This window comes from Mycobacterium europaeum (assembly GCF_002102155.1).
Taxonomy (GTDB): Bacteria; Actinomycetota; Actinomycetes; order Mycobacteriales; family Mycobacteriaceae; genus Mycobacterium; species Mycobacterium europaeum.
In genome coordinates this window covers 191,442-210,400 of the sequence record NZ_LQOU01000032.1, presented here as the reverse complement: position 1 = coordinate 210,400, position 18,959 = coordinate 191,442, and the positions used below count along the sequence as shown (strand labels likewise).

General features: G+C 68.6%; 18 protein-coding genes and 1 riboswitch. Of the genes, 8 read left to right on the top strand and 10 right to left on the bottom strand.

Translation table 11 applies throughout. From position 1 onward, the window contains the following. Both AWC03_RS16355 and AWC03_RS16350 read right to left on the bottom strand, forming a co-directional pair. Positions 1–434 (bottom strand): FHA domain-containing protein (locus tag AWC03_RS16355; RefSeq protein WP_211279245.1); only part of this gene is annotated, 434 nt, incomplete at its 3' end. A gap of 78 nt (positions 435–512) precedes the next feature. After that, positions 513–1,730 (bottom strand): NADH:flavin oxidoreductase, encoded by a 1,218-nt coding sequence (locus tag AWC03_RS16350; protein ID WP_085241758.1) that lies wholly within the window; start codon positions 1,728–1,730, stop codon positions 513–515. An 83-nt stretch (positions 1,731–1,813) separates the two neighbouring features. Here AWC03_RS16350 and AWC03_RS16345 point away from each other — a divergent pair, with 83 nt between their 5' ends. After that, positions 1,814–2,659: a bifunctional methylenetetrahydrofolate dehydrogenase/methenyltetrahydrofolate cyclohydrolase gene (locus AWC03_RS16345; protein WP_085241757.1), complete on the top strand. Its 846-nt coding sequence runs from the start codon at positions 1,814–1,816 to the stop codon at positions 2,657–2,659. Continuing rightward, complete coding sequence (locus AWC03_RS16340; protein ID WP_085241756.1) at positions 2,656–2,937, top strand: DUF3017 domain-containing protein; 282 nt, start codon at positions 2,656–2,658, stop codon at positions 2,935–2,937. Before AWC03_RS16345 ends, AWC03_RS16340 begins: the two co-directional genes overlap by 4 nt. On the opposite strand, the gene AWC03_RS16335 is transcribed toward AWC03_RS16340, so the two are convergent. Beyond that, positions 2,934–3,521: a DUF732 domain-containing protein gene (locus AWC03_RS16335; RefSeq protein WP_085241755.1), complete on the bottom strand. Its 588-nt coding sequence runs from the start codon at positions 3,519–3,521 to the stop codon at positions 2,934–2,936. The two genes, AWC03_RS16340 and AWC03_RS16335, sit on opposite strands and share 4 nt — an antisense overlap. A gap of 295 nt (positions 3,522–3,816) precedes the next feature. Between AWC03_RS16335 and AWC03_RS16330 the strand changes: the two genes are divergently transcribed. After that, positions 3,817–5,247, top strand: coding sequence for an FAD-dependent oxidoreductase (locus AWC03_RS16330; protein WP_249025899.1), 1,431 nt, complete (start codon positions 3,817–3,819; stop codon positions 5,245–5,247). A gap of 120 nt (positions 5,248–5,367) precedes the next feature. Then, positions 5,368–5,820, top strand: a complete 453-nt coding sequence (locus AWC03_RS16325) for a hypothetical protein (protein WP_142278410.1) — start codon at positions 5,368–5,370, stop codon at positions 5,818–5,820. Here the strand turns inward: AWC03_RS16325 and AWC03_RS16320 are convergent. The 4 genes from AWC03_RS16320 to AWC03_RS16305 all read right to left on the bottom strand — a co-directional run bounded on the left by AWC03_RS16320 (position 5,813) and on the right by AWC03_RS16305 (position 9,326). Continuing rightward, positions 5,813–6,004, bottom strand: coding sequence for a three-helix bundle dimerization domain-containing protein (locus AWC03_RS16320; protein ID WP_141659267.1), 192 nt, complete (start codon positions 6,002–6,004; stop codon positions 5,813–5,815). The genes AWC03_RS16325 and AWC03_RS16320 overlap by 8 nt on opposite strands. A 62-nt stretch (positions 6,005–6,066) precedes the next feature. Continuing rightward, positions 6,067–6,801, bottom strand: a complete 735-nt coding sequence (locus AWC03_RS16315; protein WP_085241781.1) for a class I SAM-dependent methyltransferase — start codon at positions 6,799–6,801, stop codon at positions 6,067–6,069. Continuing rightward, positions 6,798–7,937 carry a homoserine O-acetyltransferase MetX gene (gene metX, locus AWC03_RS16310; RefSeq protein WP_085241751.1) on the bottom strand — a complete coding sequence of 380 codons (1,140 nt, stop codon included), beginning with the start codon at positions 7,935–7,937 and terminating at the stop codon, positions 6,798–6,800. The genes AWC03_RS16315 and metX overlap by 4 nt, the downstream gene beginning before the upstream one ends. Before the next feature lie 9 nt (positions 7,938–7,946). Then, a complete protein-coding gene (locus tag AWC03_RS16305) occupies positions 7,947–9,326 on the bottom strand; it encodes a bifunctional o-acetylhomoserine/o-acetylserine sulfhydrylase (RefSeq protein WP_085241750.1) in 1,380 nt (459 codons plus the stop codon). A 166-nt stretch (positions 9,327–9,492) separates the two neighbouring features. Then, a riboswitch (SAM riboswitch) is annotated at positions 9,493–9,609 on the bottom strand. Between the two features lie 147 nt (positions 9,610–9,756). On the opposite strand from AWC03_RS16305, the gene AWC03_RS16300 reads away from it, so the two are divergent. Together AWC03_RS16300 and AWC03_RS16295 are read left to right on the top strand one after the other, a co-directional pair. Continuing rightward, the gene (locus tag AWC03_RS16300) at positions 9,757–11,997 is read left to right on the top strand and encodes an NADP-dependent isocitrate dehydrogenase (protein ID WP_085241749.1); all 2,241 of its coding nucleotides are present in this window, start codon (positions 9,757–9,759) and stop codon (positions 11,995–11,997) included. Between the two features lie 35 nt (positions 11,998–12,032). Continuing rightward, complete coding sequence (locus AWC03_RS16295; RefSeq protein WP_085241748.1) at positions 12,033–13,262, top strand: NADP-dependent isocitrate dehydrogenase; 1,230 nt, start codon at positions 12,033–12,035, stop codon at positions 13,260–13,262. Here AWC03_RS16295 and AWC03_RS16290 read toward each other — a convergent pair. Next, the gene (locus AWC03_RS16290; protein WP_169716531.1) at positions 13,255–14,052 is read right to left on the bottom strand and encodes an alpha/beta fold hydrolase; all 798 of its coding nucleotides are present in this window, start codon (positions 14,050–14,052) and stop codon (positions 13,255–13,257) included. The genes AWC03_RS16295 and AWC03_RS16290 overlap by 8 nt on opposite strands. A 290-nt stretch (positions 14,053–14,342) precedes the next feature. On the opposite strand from AWC03_RS16290, the gene trpS reads away from it, so the two are divergent. Together trpS and yhjD are read left to right on the top strand one after the other, a co-directional pair. Then, on the top strand, positions 14,343–15,362 hold the full coding sequence (gene trpS / locus AWC03_RS16285; protein ID WP_085241746.1) for a tryptophan--tRNA ligase: 1,020 nt from the start codon (positions 14,343–14,345) through the stop codon (positions 15,360–15,362). 7 nt (positions 15,363–15,369) lie between these two features. After that, positions 15,370–16,395 (top strand): inner membrane protein YhjD, encoded by a 1,026-nt coding sequence (gene yhjD / locus AWC03_RS16280; RefSeq protein WP_085241745.1) that lies wholly within the window; start codon positions 15,370–15,372, stop codon positions 16,393–16,395. Here the strand turns inward: yhjD and nagA are convergent. Beyond that, entirely contained in the window at positions 16,392–17,525 is a 1,134-nt protein-coding gene (nagA, locus tag AWC03_RS16275) for an N-acetylglucosamine-6-phosphate deacetylase (RefSeq protein WP_085241744.1), read from the bottom strand. The two genes, yhjD and nagA, sit on opposite strands and share 4 nt — an antisense overlap. After that, entirely contained in the window at positions 17,519–18,853 is a 1,335-nt protein-coding gene (locus AWC03_RS16270) for a sugar porter family MFS transporter (RefSeq protein WP_085241743.1), read from the bottom strand. Before AWC03_RS16270 ends, nagA begins: the two co-directional genes overlap by 7 nt. Between the last annotated feature and the right edge of the window lie 106 nt (positions 18,854–18,959).

Genomic DNA, 18,959 nt, shown 5'->3' with positions numbered 1-18,959 from the left:
TTGCCGGGTGGGGCCGCGACCGGAGGGGGCCCCGCCGGTGCGGCGGACCACGCCGGCCCGGCCTGGTGAGCCGCGACCGGGATACCCATCGATTCGGTTTGCGGTGGACGCCCCGCCATTCCCAGGTGGCGCCCGACCTCGAACATCAGCTGCGGCCCGTCCGGATTCCCGATGTTGAGGCACTGGCCGTCGTGGATCTCGACCACCGGCACCCGCCGGCCGTTCACGAATGTGCCGTTGAGCGAACCGTTGTCGATCGCCAGCCACCGGCCCTGGTCGAAGCGCAGCAACAGATGTGCGCGCGAGATCAGCGGGTGCGTGATGCGCATGTCGGCGCGCAGATCGCGCCCCACCACCACGTCGTGACCGGCGGCAAACGTGCGTTCTGACCCGTCATAACGAACCGTCAAGACGGGTGGGGCTGCTGCACTCATCGGACCAACTGTATCTCGTGAAGCCAAGGCAACCCTGAGGCCCAAATGTGCGTTCGGCGACGCCCGATCGCCCGGCGGCTAGGCCCGATTGCCCGCCAACACGTCCGGGGCCCCGGTGACCACGCAGCGCGTCCGGGTGTAGATCGTGGGCATGCACTGATTGCAGTGCGTGCACGCCGAACGCACGCTGTGCTGGGCGCCGTCGGCGGCGATCCGATTGATCAGGTCCGGCTCGGCCAGCAGCGCCCGGGCCATCGCGACGAATTCGAATCCCTCTGCCATCGCCAGGTCCATCGTTTCCCGGTTGGTGATACCGCCCAGCAGGATCAGGGGCATCGTCAGCTCGGCGCGGAACAGCTTGGCGTCGCGCAGGAGATAGGCCTCGCGGTAGGGGTACTCGCGCAGGAACTTCTTGCCCGTCATGCGCATGCCCCAGCTCAGCGGCGGCTTGAACGCACCGGCGAATTCCTTGAGGGGCGCGTCCCCGCGGAACAGATACATCGGGTTGACCAGCGAGCTGCCCGCCGTGAGTTCGATCGCGTCCAGGCCGCCGTCGTCCTGCAGCCACTTGGCGGTGATCAGCGACTCCTCGGTGCTGATGCCACCGCGCACGCCGTCGGCCATGTTGAGCTTCGCGGTGACCGCGATGGGGGTGCCCTCCTTCTCCACCGCACGGCGGACGGCCATCACCATGCCGCGGGCCACCTTGGCCCGGTTCTCCAGTGAGCCGCCGAACTCGTCGTCGCGGCGGTTGATCAGCGGGGACAGAAACGAGCTCGCAAAGTAGTTGTGGCCCAAATGAATTTCGACCGCGTCGAAGCCGGCTTCGACGGCCAGGCGGGCGGCGTTGGCGTGCCCCTCGATGACGTCGTTGATGTCGTCGCGGGTCGCCTTCTTGGCGAAGCGCATCCCGATCGGGTTGAAGAACCGCACCGGCGCCAGCGCTTTGGCCCCGTTGGACTTGGCGTTGGCGACCGGACCGGCGTGGCCGATCTGCGCGCTGACCGCGGCGCCCTCGGCGTGGATCGCGTCGGTGAGCCGGCGGAAACCGGGCACCGCCTCCGGGCGCATCCAGATCCCGTTGCCCTCGGTGCGGCCGCCGGGGGAGACCGCGCAGTAGGCGACGGTCGTCATGCCGACGCCGCCCGCGGCGGGTTGCCGGTGGTATTCGATGAGGTCGTCGGTCACCAGGGTGTCGGGCGTGCGGGCCTCGAAGGTGGCCGACTTGATGGTGCGGTTGCGCAGCGTGATCGGGCCGAGCTTGGCCGGGCTGAACACGTCCGGAGGGGTAGACATACCGGGAGCCTAATGGCGATCGCAAGCGCGGCGAAGCCGGGCGTGGCGGGTCGCCACCATCGATATCTGCCAGACTGTCAGGCGTGGGCGCAATCACACTGGACGGCAAGGCCACCCGTGACGAGATCTTCGTCGACCTCAAACAACGCGTCGCCGCCCTGACCGCGTCGGGTCGCACCCCCGGGCTGGGCACCATCCTGGTCGGCGACGATCCCGGGTCGCAGGCCTACGTCCGGGGCAAGCACGCGGACTGCGCCAAGGTCGGCATCACGTCGATCCGCCGCGACCTGCCCGCCGACATCGGCGCCGCCACGCTGCTGGACACCATCGACGAGCTGAACGCCAACCCCGACTGCACCGGTTACATCGTGCAACTGCCGCTGCCCCGGCACCTGGATGAGAACGCGGCGCTCGAGCGCGTCGACCCGAACAAGGACGCCGACGGGCTGCACCCGACGAACTTGGGCCGGCTGGTGCTCAGCGTTCCCGCGCCGCTGCCGTGCACCGCGCGCGGGATCGTGCACCTGCTGCGGCGCTACGGCGTCGAGATCGCGGGGGCACACGTGGTCATCATCGGCCGGGGAGTGACGGTCGGTCGGCCGCTGGGCCTACTGCTGACCCGCCGTTCCGAGAACGCCACGGTGACGTTGTGCCACACCGGAACTCGCGATCTGGCGGCCTACACCAGGCAGGCCGACATCGTCGTGGCCGCGGTCGGGGTGCCGCACATGCTGACCGCCGACATGGTGCGTCCCGGCGCGGCCGTCGTCGACGTGGGCGTCAGCCGGACCGAGAACGGGCTGGTCGGCGACGTGCATCCCGACGTGTGGGAGGTGGCCGGCCACGTGTCGCCGAATCCCGGTGGCGTCGGCCCGTTGACCCGCGCGTTCCTGCTGAGCAACGTCGTCGAGCTGGCCGAGCGGGAATGAGCGCGCGGTCCGTCGTCCGGGCCCAGTGGCCAATCCTGCTGGTCGGGTTGACCTTCGCCACGGCGCTCGCGCTGGTGGGCGCGAACTTCTGGCGGCGCGGTTCGCTGCTGATCGGCATCGGCGTCGGGCTGGCCGCGGTGCTGCGGCTGGTGCTGCCCGACGAGCGGTCCGGCCTTTTGATGGTGCGCAGCAAGGGAATTGACTTCGTCACCACCGCCCCGGTCGCGACCGCGATGGTCTACATCGCGTGGACCATCGATCCGCTGGGCACCGGTTAGGTAGCGGGCACTGCCGGTATCTGCCTCGCCATGCCGGGGATCTGGCCCGCCATGCCGGGGATCTGGCCCGTCACTCCGGGGATCTGGCCCGCGATGCCGGGGATCTGGCCCGTCACTCCGGGGATCTGGCCCGCCATGCCCGGCATCTGGCCCGCCATGCCCGGTATCTGGCCCGGCATTCCGGGCAGTTGCGGCACCGCGCCGGAGAGATTGCCGCTGGCCAGGTTTGCCATCTGCTCGGGGCAGTACGTCTGGATCGCGATGGTGGTGAACATGCGCGCCATCATCGGCGACATGCCCCGGCCGGACACGCTGGAGGCGGCCGCGGCGAAATTGCCGCCCGGCTCGGCGAGCATCGGGCAGATGGACTGGCCCACCGACATCGCGTTGCCGGGTTCACCGAAGTCGATGCCGGCGTGGTTGAGCGCGTCGATGAAGTTGTCGTCGGGGTTGTCCGCCCGCACCGGCGCGGCGAACGCCGACGCGGCGGTGAGCAGGCCGGCGGCCACGGCCAGCAGCCGAACAGTCAGGGGCTGATTGCGAAACACCCAGACCCAGTGATGCGTTCGTGCCAGCGCCTTCATGCAGCCTCCGCCTTGGTCGTGGAGTGCGCGCGGGGCACTCGAATCACGTTAGGAACTCTGATCTATCACCGTCACGTTCACGACACGGTGGGGTAAAGGTTCGCACAATAACCGTTTTGTGGGTTCGCCGCGGCGCGGGCCTCGGTTATTGGGCGCCCTCGTGAGGTGGCGTCGCGCTTGGCGATCGAAGCCACACTGTGATCTGACACGAGCGCCCGGGCCGGGCTTTTGCGTGAGAAATGTTCGAGAATCTCCGCACATGACGACGAATCGCAGCCGTCCGCCGGGCCCCTCCGTGGAGGGCGGCATCTCGCGCCAGGCATTCCTTCGCGGCGCCGTCGGGATGTTGGCCACCGGCGCGGTTTTGGGTACCGCGCGGGCCGCCGCCGACCCCGCCGTCGGCTGGGGCGGGCTGGCGTCCGCCATCGGCGGCACCGTTGTGCTGCCGGCCAACAGCGCTCAATTCTCCACCAGCAAAAAGGTTTTCAACTCGTTTTACGACAGCTCCAGTCCGGCCGCGGTGGTGACGGCTTCCTCCCAGGCCGACGTGCAGAAGGCGGTCGCTTTCGCGACGGCCAACAACCTCAAGGTCGCCCCGCGCGGGGGCGGGCATTCCTACGTCGGTGCGTCCAGCGCGAACGGCACGTTGGTGCTGGACCTGCGCGGGCTCCCGGGCGGTGCCAACTTCGACGGCAACAGCGTCACGGTGACCCCGGCGACCACCCTGTACGCGATCCATCAGGCGTTGACCGGCGCCGGTCGGGCGATACCCGGCGGCACCTGTCCGACCGTCGGCGTCGCCGGGCTCGCGCTCGGCGGTGGGATAGGCCCCGACAGCCGCCACGCCGGCCTGACGTGCGACGCGCTGCGGTCGGCCACGGTGGTGTTGCCCAGCGGCGACGTGGTCACCGCGTCCGCCAATGACAATCCGGATCTGTTCTGGGCGCTTCGCGGCGGTGGCGGCGGCAACTTCGGGGTGACGACGTCGATGACGTTCGCCACGTTCGCGACGGCCGACAGCGACGTCGTGCGCCTGGACTTCCCGCCCGCGTCGGCCACGCAGGTGCTCGTCGGCTGGCAGTCCTGGCTCAGCGCCGCGGACCGAAACACTTGGGGCATCGTCGATCTCATGGTCGGCTCGGCGCCGAATTGCCACGTGCTGGCGACCTGCCCGGCGGGGGCGGGGTCCGGAGTGGTCGACGCGATCAAGTCCGCCGTCGGGGTGGCGCCCACGTCGGTCTCCAACAAGACGATGAGCCGCACGGATCTGCTGATGTTCCTGGCCGGTGGCACTTCCACGCCACCGGCGCGTTCGTTCGTCGCCGGGTCGGACGTCATCGGCCCCGTCGACGCCACCGCGGCCCGCGCCATCGCCACCGCGATCGGGCAGTGGCCCTCGGGCGCCGGGCAGGCGTCGGTCCTCGTCGACCCACTCGGTGGCGCGGTCGCGGACGTGGCGGTGGGCGACACCGCGTTCCCCTGGCGCACCCAGTCCGCCGTCCTGCAGTGGTACGTCGAACCGGCCGGCAACCAGGTCTCCGCCGCGAACAGCTGGCTGAGCTCCGCCCACCAAGCGGTGCAACAGATTTCGGTCGGCGGATACGTCAACTATCTGGAGGCCAACGCCGCGCCCGCGCGCTACTTCGGCCCGAATCTGTCGAGGCTGACGACCGTGCGGCAAAAGTACGACCCGAACCGGATCATGTTCTCCGGGTTGAACTTCTGACGGTCCGCGTCCCCAGCGCGGGTCCTTTGGCCCACACGACGGGCCCGAAGGCCCTATCGGCCATGGTGCCCGGTGCTCAGACTGTGCATATCACGGCTCCGCACCTAAGGCAGGTCAGGCATGTTCATGCAGGTAATCAAGCGCTGGGGGGGTGCCGCCGTCGCCGCGGCGAGTCTTTTCACCGTAGGCACAGCGGGAATGGCCGGCGCCGACTACGTCGGCGTCCCGGAGTGGTACGCGCAGGCCCAAGAGCATTTGGCCAACACGGCGAACTACATGCAGGCGGTCGTGGACGCGATCAAAGCCAACGACCTCGTCGCTCTGCACGCGGCCTGTTCGAACGTCCACGACGAACAAACCGTCGGCCTCCAGGCCCACCTGCCCACGCCGGACCCCGCGCTGACCAGGGCCCTGCAGGCGGAGATCAACGACTTCAACACGGCGACGCACATCTGCATGTCACTGGGGCCGAACAGCACCCCGGCCGATCTGGACCAGGCGGACGCGTTCACCCAGCGGGCGATCGATGACCTCAAGACGGTCAACGACATCCTCGTCGAAGACCTCAGTTGAGTCTGCGCTTGAGTTGATCGCGGGCGCGTTTCTCCGCCAGGAGCGTGACGAAGTCGCGGATCCGGCTGCCGCGGAACCGGGCGTGCTCTTGCCGCACCAGGTTGCCCACCTCGTCGGCCGAGAAGCGGGGAAATTCGTCGACCAGTCGCCGCTCGACATCGGTTAACAGGCCTTCTTCGCTCATCTGAACCATTTCACCCATGGTCACCGGGTTGCCATCCGGGTCGCGTCGTAAAACGACCCGGTCTACCCGGCGAGGGTCGCCCTGATGCACACGGTGACGTAGGGCAACGCCAGCCCGGCCGAATTCGCCAGCGCCGGGTGGGTGGCCAGCAACTCACGCACCTGGTCCAGGGTTCTGGTGCGGACCTCGGTGGGCGAGGTGATGCAGTAGCTGCGCGACGCGACCAGGTCGATCAGGGCTTGCGGCGTCAGGTAGTTCGTCCACTCGACCTGGTGGCGCTCCGGCTGGGTGAACGCCTCGGACAGCGTGACGTCGAAGCGGCCCCGGTCGCCGTCGGAGCCGATGATGTCGCCCAGCTCCCGCACCCAGCCCAGCCGTTCGTCGCGGGTGTTCCACACCAGGCCCAGCCGCCCGCCCGGCCGCAGCACCCGGGCCACCTCGGGAATCGCGCGCTCGGGATCCACCCAATGCCACGCCTGCGCAACCAGCACGACGTCGACGCTGTTGTCGGGCAACGGAATGCCTTCCGCCGTGCCCAGCAGCGCCCGGGTCTCCGGCAGGGAGGCGCGCAACACCTCGAGCATGTCGGGAATCGGGTCGACGGCCACCACGTCCAGGCCGCGTTCCACCAGCCGGGTGGTCAGCTTGCCCGTGCCCGCACCCAGGTCCAGCACCTGGCGTGCGCCGCGCGGCAACAGCCAGTCGATGGCCTCCGGCGGGTAGGACGGACGCCCCCGCTCGTAGGCCGCCGCCGCCGACCCGAACGACAGCGAGCGATCGTGGTGAGAGCGGGTCACCGCCGGCACGTGCCTTCGGTAGTGGCCAAGTCCAACGTCATGCGGATCAGGTCGCCGACCGCCTCCGACTCCACCAGGAAGCCGTCGTGCCCGCAGATGGAGTCGACGACCTGCAGGCCGCCGCAGCCCGGTAGCAGTTCGGCGAGCTCCGCCTGTAGCCGCAACGGGTAGAGCCGGTCGGAGGTGATGCCGCCGACCACGGCCGGCACGGGGCAACCGCTGAGGGCCTTGCGCACGCCGCCGCGGCCGCGGCCGACGTCGTGGCTGTTCAGCGCCTCGGTCAGGGTCACGTAGCTGCCCGCGTCGAAGCGGGCCAACAGTTTGTCGCCCTGGTGTTCCAGGTAGCTTTGCACCGCGTAGCGGCCGCCATTGGTCGGGTCCTCGCCGCCCTGTGCGTCGTTGCCGAACCGGGTGTCGAGCTCCGCCTCCCCGCGGTAGGTCAGGTGGGCGAACCGGCGGGCGATCGTCAGCCCGGTGTCCGGTGTGCGGCCGGTGTCGTGGTAGTCGCCGCCCTGCCAGTTCGGGTCGGCCTGGATGGCCGCGATCTGCGTGGTCTGCGTTCCGATCTGATCCGCGGTCGCCCGCGCGCCGACCGCCAGCAGCAGCCCGGCCCGGACCCGGCCGGGATGGCCCACCATCCACTCCAAAGCCCTTGCGCCGCCCATGGATCCGCCGACCACGGCGGCCACCTCGTCGATGCCGAGCGCGGCAAGCGCGGCGATATCGGCTTCCACCTGGTCGCGGATCGAGATCTTCGGGAACCTTGAGCCCCAAGGCTTTCCGTCGCGGGCCAGCGAGCTGGGCCCGGTGGAGCCGCGGCAACCGCCCAGCACGTTGGTGGCCACCGCGCACCAGCGGTCGGTGTCGATCGGCGCGCCGGGTCCGGCGACCCCGTCCCACCAGCCGCCGGTGGGATGGCCGGGGCCGGCGGGCCCGGTGATGTGCGAATCACCGGTCAGGGCGTGCAGCACCACCACGACGTTGTCGCGGGTCGGCGACAGCTCACCCCAGCGCTGAACGGCGATGCAGACGTCGTCGATCACGGCGCCGCTCTCGGTGGTCAGCGAGCCGATGTGCACCAGGCCGATCTCGCCCTCGGCCGGCAGCGTCTGGGTGGGGACGTCGGAGATCGTCATCGCCGGCCCTTAGAACGCCGCCACTGCTTGCGGGTCCGAGCTGGAAGCCTGCGCACCCGCGGCGTGCTTGCGCGCCGCGGAGAACCCGAGCTCCAGGTCGGCCAGGATGTCGTCGATGCCCTCGATGCCGACGGCCAGCCGCACCAGGCCCGGGCTGACGCCGGTGCTCAGCTGCTCGGCGGGGCTCAGCTGGGCGTGCGTGGTCGACGCCGGGTGGATCACCAGCGAGCGCACGTCGCCGATGTTGGCCACGTGACTGTGCAGCTTCAGCGCGTTCACGAACGCCTTGCCGGCCTCGATGCCACCGGCCAGCTCGAACGACAGCACCGCGCCGGTTCCCTTGGGCGCCAACTCCTTTGCCCGCTCATGCCAGGGCGAGCCGGGCAGCCCGGCGTAGTTGACCGACAGCACGCCCTCATGTCGCTCGAGGTATTCGGCGACCCGTTGCGCGTTGGCGACGTGGCGTTCCATCCGCAGGCTCAGCGTTTCGATGCCCTGGGCCACCAGGAAAGCGTTGAACGGCGAAGCGGCCGAACCGAGGTCGCGCAGCAGCTGCACGCGCGCCTTGAGCGCGAACGCCGGCGGTCCGAGCTCCGCGAACACCACGCCGTGGTAGCTCGGGTCGGGCGTGGTGAAACCGGGGAAGCGGCCCTGCGTCCAGTCGAAGGTGCCGCCGTCGACGATCACCCCGGCGATCGCGGAGCCGTGCCCACCCAGGTACTTGGTGGCCGAATGCACGACGACGTCGGCCCCGTGGGAGAACGGCTGGATCAGGTACGGCGTGGCGACGGTGTTGTCGACGATCAGCGGGATGCCGTTGGCGTGGGCAACCTCGGCGACCCCGCGAATGTCGAGCACATCGATCTTCGGGTTGGAGATGGTCTCGCCGAAGAACGCCTTGGTGTTCGGCCGCACCGCGGCCCGCCACGCGTCCAAATCGTCGGGATCGTCGACGAAGCTCACCTCGATGCCGAGCTTGGCCAGCGAGTAGTGGAACAGGTTGTAGGTGCCGCCGTAAAGCCGCGGGCTGGACACGATGTGATCCCCGGCACACGCGAGGTTCAATATGGCGAATGTCGCAGCGGCCTGGCCCGAGCTCAAGAACAGCGCGGCCACCCCGCCCTCGAGCGCGGCCACGCGCTGCTCGACGACATCGGTGGTCGGGTTGCCGATCCGGGTGTAGATGTTGCCGGGAACCTCCAGCCCGAACAGGGCCGCGGCGTGTGAGGTGTCGTCGAAGGTGTAGGAGGTGGTCTGGTAGATCGGCAGGGCGCGGGCGTGGGTCACCGGGTCCGGTTGCTGGCCGGCGTGTACCTGCTTGGTCTCGAATGACCAGCGCGCGGTCGGGTCGGCGTCGTCGCTGCTGGTGGTGCTGTTGTCGGGGCTCACGTGAGTTTGCTTTCTGGTTCGGGATTGACGAATCGGGTATCGGGTTAGCCGGTGGCCGGGTGGCCTCGGGTTAACAGCGACACGCGCTTCGACACATGAGCCGATCGCAAGGAGCTGACGATGTGCACATCACGTGTTCCCCTCTAGTCAGGGGTCCGTTATGGCGGACCCGCGCTTGCCGCGCAGCCTGTGGCTACTAGACCTGGTCATCACCCGGGGCACCCCACCGCGGTTGGAGGGTTGCCGGCCAGCAAGCCGGGGCTTGATGCTGGCGCTCATGACCAATACGGAGACTATCTTACTGTGCCGACTGGATGCCAATGGCAGGTCGACACCTGCCTAAACGCCCTTGATAACGTGGCAGGCAGAACGCTGAGCCCCCCACAGATCTGACCGAATATTCGAGGTTTTCCATGCCGGGAGAGGGACCGTGAGCGCCGAACAGCCGACCGTCATCTACACACTGACCGACGAGGCGCCGTTGCTGGCGACCTATGCGTTCCTTCCGGTCGTGCGCGCCTTCGCCGAGCCGGCGGGCATCGAGATCCAGGCCAGTGACATCTCCGTGGCGGCGCGGATCCTCGCCGAGTTCGGCGACTACCTGACCGAAGAACAGCGGGTCCCGGACAACCTGGGGGAGCTGGGCCGGCTGACCAAGCTGGCGGACACCAACATCATCAAGCTGCCCAACATCAGCGCCTCGGTGCCCCAGCTGGTCGCCGCCGTCAAGGAGCTGCAGGGCAAGGGCTTCAAGATCCCGGACTTCCCGCAGAGCCCGAAGACCGACGAGGAGAAGGAAATCCGCGCCCGCTACGGCAAATGCCTGGGGAGCGCGGTCAACCCGGTACTTCGGGAAGGCAATTCGGATCGTCGCGCGCCCAAGGCCGTCAAGGAATACGCGCGCAAGCACCCGCACAGCATGGGCAAGTGGTCGCCGGCGTCGCGCACACACGTCGCGACCATGCGCCACGGCGACTTCTACCACGGCGAGAAGTCGATGACGCTGGACCGCGCGCGCAACGTGAAGATGGTGCTCAAGACTCACAGCGGCAAGACCCTCGAGCTCAAGCCCGAGGTCGAGCTGCGCGCAGGCGACGTCATCGACAGCATGTTCATGAGCAAGAAGGCCCTGGTCGAGTTCTACGAGGAACAGATGCAGGACGCCTACGAGACCGGCGTGATGTTCTCGCTGCACGTCAAGGCGACCATGATGAAGGTCTCCCACCCCATCGTCTTCGGCCACGCCGTCAAGGTCTTCTACAAGGACGCCTTCGCCAAGCACCAGGAGCTCTTCGACGAACTCGGCGTCGACGTCAACAACGGATTGGTCGACCTGTACAGCAAGATCGAGTCGCTGCCCGCGTCGCTGCACGAGGAGATCATCCGCGACCTGCACGCCTGCCACGAGCATCGGCCCGAGCTGGCGATGGTCGATTCGGCCAAGGGCATCACCAACTTTCATTCGCCCAGCGACGTGATCGTGGACGCGTCGATGCCGGCGATGATCCGCGCGGGCGGCAAGATGTACGGCGCGGACGGGCGCCAGAAGGACACCAAGGCCGTCAACCCCGAGTCGACGTTCTCCCGCATCTATCAGGAGATCATCAACTTCTGCAAAACCAACGGGCAGTTCGACCCGACCACGATGGGCACCGTGCCCAACGTCGGGCTGATGGCGCAGCAGGCCGAGGAGTACGGCTCGCACGACAAGACGTTCGAGATCCCCGAGGACGGCGTCGCCGACATCGTCGACATCGATACCGGCGAAGTCCTGCTGACCCAGAACGTGGAAGAAGGCGACATCTGGCGGATGCCCATCGTCACCGACGAAGCGATCCGCGACTGGGTCAAGCTGGCCGTCACCCGGGCCCGCAACTCGGGCATGACGGTGGTGTTCTGGCTGGATACCGAGCGGCCGCACGAGGTCGAGCTGCGCAACAAGGTGAAGAAGTACCTGAAGGAGCACGACACCGAGGGCCTGGAGATCCAGATCATGCCGCAGGTGTGGGCCATGAGGTACACGATCGAGCGCGCGGTGCGCGGGCAGGACACCATCGCCGCGACCGGAAACATCCTGCGCGACTACCTCACCGACCTGTTCCCCATCCTCGAGCTCGGCACCAGCGCCAAGATGCTGTCCATCGTGCCGCTGATGTCCGGCGGGGGAATGTACGAAACGGGGGCGGGTGGTTCGGCGCCCAAGCACGTGCACCAACTCCTCGAGGAGAATCACCTGCGCTGGGATTCCCTCGGCGAGTTCCTCGCCCTGGGAGCGTGTTTCGAGGACATCGGCATCAAGACCGGCAACGAGCGCGCCAAACTGCTGGGCAAGACGCTGGACGCGGCGATCGGCAAGCTGCTGGAGAACAACAAGAGCCCGTCGCGCAAGGCCGGTGAACTCGACAACCGCGGCAGCCAGTTCTACCTGGCGCTGTACTGGGCTTCCGAGCTTGCTGCGCAGTCCGACGACGAGGAGCTGCGCAAGCACTTCGCCGCTCTCGCCGACTCGCTGGGCCAGAACGAGGACACCATCGTGGCCGAGCTCGCCGAGGCGCAGGGCGAGCCGGTCGACATCGGCGGCTACTACTACCCCGACAACGAGAAGACGACTGCGGTGATGCGGCCGAGCAAGACGTTCAATGAAGCGCTGGCCGCTTCGCAGGGCTCGTAGGCTCGAAGAGTCGCGGAGAGAAAGTCGAACTCGAGATGGCAGCCGAACGCAAGATCAAGGTCAAAGGGCCCATCGTCGAGCTCGACGGTGACGAGATGACCCGGGTCATCTGGAAGTTCATCAAGGACCTGCTGATCCTGCCGCATCTGGACATCAACCTCGACTACTACGACCTCGGCATCGAGAACCGCGACCGCACCAACGACCAGGTGACCATCGACGCCGCGTACGCCATCAAGAAGCACGGGGTGGGCGTCAAGTGCGCCACCATCACCCCCGACGAGGCGCGGGTCTCCGAATTCAACCTGAAGAAGATGTGGCTGTCGCCCAACGGCACGATCCGGAACATCCTGGGCGGCACCATCTTCCGCGAGCCGATCGTGATCTCCAACGTGCCGCGCCTGGTGCCGGGCTGGACCAAGCCGATCGTCATCGGCCGGCACGCGTTCGGCGACCAGTACCGGGCGACGAACTTCAAGGTCGACAAGCCGGGCACCGTCTCGATTACGTTCACGCCCGCGGACGGCAGCGAGCCGATGGTGCACGAGGTGGTGTCCATTCCCGACGACGGCGGCGTCGTGATGGGGATGTACAACTTCAAGGAATCCGTCCGCGACTTCGCGCGCGCCTCGCTGGCCTACGGCCTCAACGCCAAGTGGCCGGTGTACCTGTCCACCAAGAACACCATCCTCAAGGCCTACGACGGCATGTTCAAAGACGAGTTCCAGCGCATCTACGACGAGGAGTTCAAGGACAAGTTCGAGGCCGAGGGGCTGACCTACGAGCACCGGCTGATCGACGACATGGTGGCGGCCTGCCTGAAGTGGGAGGGCGGCTACGTGTGGGCCTGCAAGAACTACGACGGCGACGTCCAGTCCGACCTCGTCGCGCAGGGCTACGGCTCGCTGGGGCTGATGACGTCGGTGCTGATGACGGCCGACGGCAAGACCGTCGAGGCCGAGGCCGCGCACGGCACCGTCACCCGGCACTTCCGCCAGTACCAGGCCGGCAAGCCGACCTCGACCAACCCGATCGCCTCGATCTTCGCCTGGACGCGGGGCCTGCAGCACCGGGGGAAGCTCGACGACACCCCCGACGTGGTCGAGTTCGCGCAGACGCTGGAGGACGTGGTCGTCGAGACCGTCGAGAGCGGCAAGATGACGAAGGACCTGGCCATCCTCATCGGCCCCGACCAGGAATGGCAGCAGAGCGAGGAGTTTCTCAACTCGATCGCCGAGAACCTGGAAAAGAAGCTGGCTAACTAGCCGAGGGGTTGGCGCCCCGGCGCGCGTGGGTGCACTCGTCGAGGAACTCGGTGACGAGTTCGGCGACGCGCTCCGGCGCCTCGAACATCGGGATGTGCCCCACGCCGTCGAGCTTGGTGACCTGGTGGTCGTCGGGCAGGTGCGTGGTGAAATGCCGGCTGAACCGGGGTGCGGGCACGATCCGGTCCTTCTCGCAGATCACCAGGTGTGCGGGGACGGCGTTGTCGGCCAGCTCCCGCAGGCCGTGCAGCAGCAGCGACTTGACCAGCAGCTGGAAGTAGGCCGGGCAGTGCGCGACGTCGTCGATGCAGCCGAGCAGTTGCTCGTCGGTGACCCCGTCCGGCGTCGCGCTGATCGCGTAGGTGGCCAGCCGGTGGCTGAACGGCAGGCGCATCACCTTCGGGCCGAACAGCCAGGCCAGCATCAGCAGCGGGATGCCCAGGATGAACTTGGCGATCACCTCGAACTTGGCCGGGCTCCAACGCGTCCATCCGCCGGCCGGGGCGATGCCCATCACGCTGCGCGCCCGTCCGCGCCGCTCGAGTTCGAACGCGACCCAGCCGCCCAGCGAGTTGCCCACGATGTGCGCGGTGTCCCAGCCCAGCTCGTCGAGTTGGTGCTCCACGTGGTCGGCCAGCACCCCCGAGGACAGGAACCAGGTGCCCGCGGGCGGCCCGCCGTTGTGGCCGGCCATCGTCGGGGCGAAGACCTCGTACCGCCCGGTGTCGGCCAACCGCCGGGCGACGTCCTCCCATACCGCCTGCGACAGCAGGAACGGGTGCAGCAACAGCACCGGCTCTCCCGAGCCGAGGTGGATCGGTGGCCGCGTCCCCGTGTTGCTGTTGGTCCTCTTGCTCCCCATTCGAGGCGACATCGAGTGAGCGGAGCTCACGAGTAAGGAGCCGAGACGTCTCATACCGCCGACATTAAAGGCGGTACCGCCGGTACCGCAAGCGAGGTGCGGCGCGGGCGCCCGGCCGGCCGCTCGCGAGTGTGCAGCTGGCCGCGCACTCGGCGCTTGCAGCCGGCCGCACACTCGGCGGGTTACCGGAAAGAACCGCGTGAAAAGATCGGTGCATCATGAGCACCGCTACCGGATCCCGCCGGATTTTCTCCGGCGTGCAGCCCACCTCCGATTCGCTCCACCTGGGGAACGCGTTGGGCGCCATCACCCAGTGGGTCGCGCTGCAGGACGATCACGACCCCTTCTTCTGCGTGGTCGACCTGCACGCCATCACCATCCCGCAGGACCCCGAGGCGCTGCGCCGCCGGACCCTGGTCACGGCCGCCCAATACCTGGCGCTGGGCGTCGACCCCGCCCGCAGCACGATCTTCGTGCAGAGCCACGTGCCCGCGCACTCCCAGCTCGCCTGGGTGCTGGGCTGCTTCACCGGCTTCGGGCAGGCCTCGCGGATGACGCAGTTCAAGGACAAGTCCGCCCGCCAGGGCGGCGACTCGACCACCGTGGGCCTGTTCACCTATCCGGTGCTGCAGGCCGCCGACGTCTTGGCCTACGACGCCGAGCTGGTGCCGGTGGGCGAGGACCAGCGCCAGCACCTCGAGCTCGCGCGCGACGTGGCGCAGCGGTTCAACAGCCGGTTCCCCGACACGTTCGTGGTTCCCGACCTGCTCATCCCGAAGGCCACCGCCAAGATCTACGACCTGCAGGACCCCACGTCGAAGATGAGCAAATCCGCGGCCACCGACGCCGGGTTGATCAACCTGCTCGACGAGCCCGCCGCGTCGGCCAAGAAGATCCGCTCGGCGGTCACCGACAGCGAGCGCGAAATCCGTTTCGACGCCGACGCCAAGCCGGGTGTGTCGAATCTGCTGACCATCCAGTCGGCGGTCACCGGCCTCGGCATCGACAAGCTCGTCGAAGGCTACGCCGGACGGGGGTACGGCGACCTGAAGAAGGAAACCGCCGAGGCGGTCGTCGCGTTCGTCGGCCCGATCAAGGCCCGCGTCGACGAATTGCTGGCCGACCCGGCCGAATTGGAGTCGGTGCTCGCGGCCGGAGCGCAGCGGGCCGAGGATGTCGCCGGCAAAACCGTTCGGCGGGTCTACGATCGCCTGGGCTTCCTTCCGCAGCGAGGATGAGTTCACCATGAGCGAGCCGGCGGCGGGCGTCCTCGATCGGCTGCGGGCCCGGTACGGCTGGCTCGACCACGCCATCCGCGCCTACCGGCGTTTCGACGATCGCAACGGCGTCTTCTTCGCGGCCGGGCTCACCTATTACACGATCTTTGCGCTATTCCCCTTGCTGATGGTCGGTTTCGCGGCCTTCGGGTTCATCCTGGTCCAGCGGCCGGAGCTGCTGAGAACGATCGACGACCACATCCGGTCCCAGGTGACCGGCGCCCTGGGGGATCAGCTGCTGGACCTGATGAACTCGGCGATCCACGCGCGGGCGTCGGTGGGCGTCATCGGCCTGGCCACGGCCGTGTGGGCCGGCCTGGGCTGGATATCGCATCTGCGCCAGGCGTTGACCCAGATGTGGTGGGACGACTCCATCGAGTCGCCGGGCTTCGTGCACAACAAGATCTCCGATCTGTTCGCCATGGTGGGGACGTTCGCGGTGACCGTGGCCACCATCGGCCTGACCACCCTAAGCCATCAGGCGCCGATGTCCGCACTGCTGAAATGGCTTGGCATACCGCAGCTTCTGGTGCTCGACTGGCTCTTCGCCGTGCTGTCGATCGTCGTCTCGACGGCGGTGTCGTGGTTGCTGTTCGCCTGGATGATCGCCCGGCTGCCACGCGAGAAGGTCAGCGTGGCCGACTCGGCCCGGGGCGCGCTGATGGCGGCGGTCGGATTCGAAGCGTTCAAACAGGTGGGCTCGATCTATCTGCGGGTGGTGCTGCGCAGCCCCGCGGGCGCCACCTTCGGCCCGGTACTGGGCCTGATGGTGTTCGCTTACATCACCGCGTATCTCGTGCTCTTCTGCACGGCGTGGGCGGCGACGGCATCCGGTCACCCGCGGGCCCGCCACGTCGCCCCGCCCGCGCCGGTGATCATCGCCCCGCGCGTGCAAGCGGACGAGGGCATCAGCACGCGCCAGACGCTGACCGCGATGGCGATGGGAGCCGTTGGGGCGCTGGTGCTTTCCCGTGTCACCCGGTGGCTGCGCTAGCCGCCCAGCCGCCAACGGCCGGCCGTCATCACCGCGGCCACCCGCAGATCCCCATCCAGCACAACGAGGTTGGCCTGATAGCCGGCGCGCAGGCTGCCCACCCGCTCGAGGCCGAGCGCCCGCGCCGGTGTCGCCGAGGTGGTCTGCGCCGCGACGGCCAGCCCCGCACCGGCGTGCACGGTGCGAAAGATCTGGTCCATGGTGGCGGTGCTGCCCGCGATCGTCGACGTTCCGCGCACCCGTGCCACACCGGACACGACGTCGACGGTCACCGCGCCGAGGCGAAACGTGCCGTCGCCGCGGCCCGCCGCGGCGGTGGCGTCGGTGATCACCGCGACCCGGTGGGGCCCGGCGGCCTCGATCACCGCCTGCACGACGGCCGGGTGCACGTGCACGCCGTCGGCGATCAGCTCGACGGTGACCCCCGGATGCCGCAGCAGGGCGAGCGCCGGCCCCGGGTCGCGATGGTGCAGCGGCGGCATCGCGTTGAACAGGTGGGTGCCGACCGTGGCGCCCAGCGCGATGGCCCGCTCGGTCTGCTCGTAGCCCGCGTCCGTATGTCCCACGGCCACAACGACTCCGGCGTCGACGAGCCGTTGGATCGCCGCCTCGGCTCCGGGCAGCTCGGGGGCCAGTGTGACCATCCGGATCGCGCCGGCGCCGGCGTCGAGCACGGCGTCGATCTCGGCCGGGTCCGGGTCGCGCAACTGGGCGGGGTCGTGCGCCCCGCAGCGGGCCCGGCTCAGCCACGGCCCCTCCAGGTGGATGCCGACGACGGTGCCGTGATCGGTGGCTTCGGCGAGCGCGCGCACCCGGGCGAGCAACTCCGCGGGCGAGGCGGTCACCAGGCTGGCGAGCGTGGTCGTGGTGCCGTGCCGCAGGTGGAAATCCGCCGCCCCGGCAATGCCCCCGCTGTCGGTGGGACCGTCGGTGTAGGAAGCCCCGCCGCCGCCGTGCACGTGCATGTCGACGAAGCCGGGCACCACGGTGCCGTCGCGAAAGTCCGCGTCGGCCGGACGCGGCGGGGCGCCCGCGCCGCAGGCCAGGATCCGCCCGCCGTCGGTCTCCAGCCAGCCCGGCCGGGCGACCTGCCCGTCGAGCACCATGGCGCCGGCGGCGATGACTACCATCGGCCGCCGTTCTCCCAGAAGTGCCGGATTTCCTCCAGCTGGCGCCCCTTGGTCTCGGGCGCATACCGGTAGACGACGACGAACGCGATCACCGCGAGAAACGCGAACACCGCGAAAGTGCCCGCGCCGCCGAGGGAATGCAGCATGGTGAGAAACACGGCGGCGATGATCGCGTTGGCCACCAGGTTCGAGGTGAGCATGGTGCTCGACCCGATGGACCGCAGTCGGGACGGGAAGCTCTCGCTGGCGTACACCCAGCCCAGCGAGCCGAATCCCATGGTGTAGCCGAAGATGAACAGCACGATGCCGGCGAAGCCCAGGAACGCGCCGCCGACACCCCGCCCGAACACGGCCATCAGTACCACGTCGGCGGCGATCATCATGGCGATCCCGGACAACAGGATCGGGCGCCGGCCCACCCGGTCGACGAGCAGTAGCGCCGCGCCCACGGCGGCGAGCCCGGCGACCTGGACCAGGGCGGGCAGCGCCAGCAACGCGAAATTGCCGGTGAAGCCCATGGCCGCGAAAATCCTTGGGCTGTAATAGATGATCGCGTTGATGCCGGTGATCTGGATCAGAAAGCCGAGCGTGACCACGAAGGCGGTGGCCCGCGAATACGGCGGGCGCAGCATCTCCGACCAGCCGCCCCGGCCTTCGCCGAGCGCGCGGCCGATCTCGGCGAGCTCCTCGTCGACCCGGGCGGTGGGCTCCACCCGCAGCAGCGCCCGCCGGGCGTCGTCGAGCCGGCCCTTGAGCACGTACCACCGCGCCGTATCCGGCGCCCGAATCAGCAACGGCAGCAACAGCATTGCCGGCACGGTGGCCAGCCCCAGCATCCACCGCCAGCTGTGGGTGCCGGCCAGCAGGTATCCGGTCAGATAGCCCACGATGAGTCCGCTGACGATGGCCAGCTGGTAGGCGGTCAACAGCGAGCCGCGCACCGCCGTCGGGGCCGACTCCGCCACGTACACCGGGACCACCACCACCGCCACGCCGAGGGTCAGGCCCAGCAGGAACCGGGCCGTCAACAGCATCGGCAACGAGACCGAGAGCGCGCCCAGCAGGGCGAACGCGGCGTAGGCGACCAGGAGCAGCACCACCGACCTCTTGCGCCCGATCGCGTTGGCCAGCACGCCCGCACCGAGCGCCCCGGCGATCTGGCCGAGCACCACCATCGTCGTCAGCAGTTCCTGTTGCCGCGTGGACAGGCCGAAGTCCTCGGTGGCATAGAGCTGCGCGCCGGCGATGATGGACAGGTCGTAGCCGTAGATGATGCCGATGCTCGCAGCGGTCAGCCCGACCAGCAGGCCCCGGCGGGCGTCAGTCATCTGGGTGAGTCTAGTGTCGCGCCCCGGCGCCGTGTCCCCCGATCGGAGGACACGCAATTCCCCCCACTCCGCCCGATCGGGGGATACTTCCGGCTGCTCAGCGCCC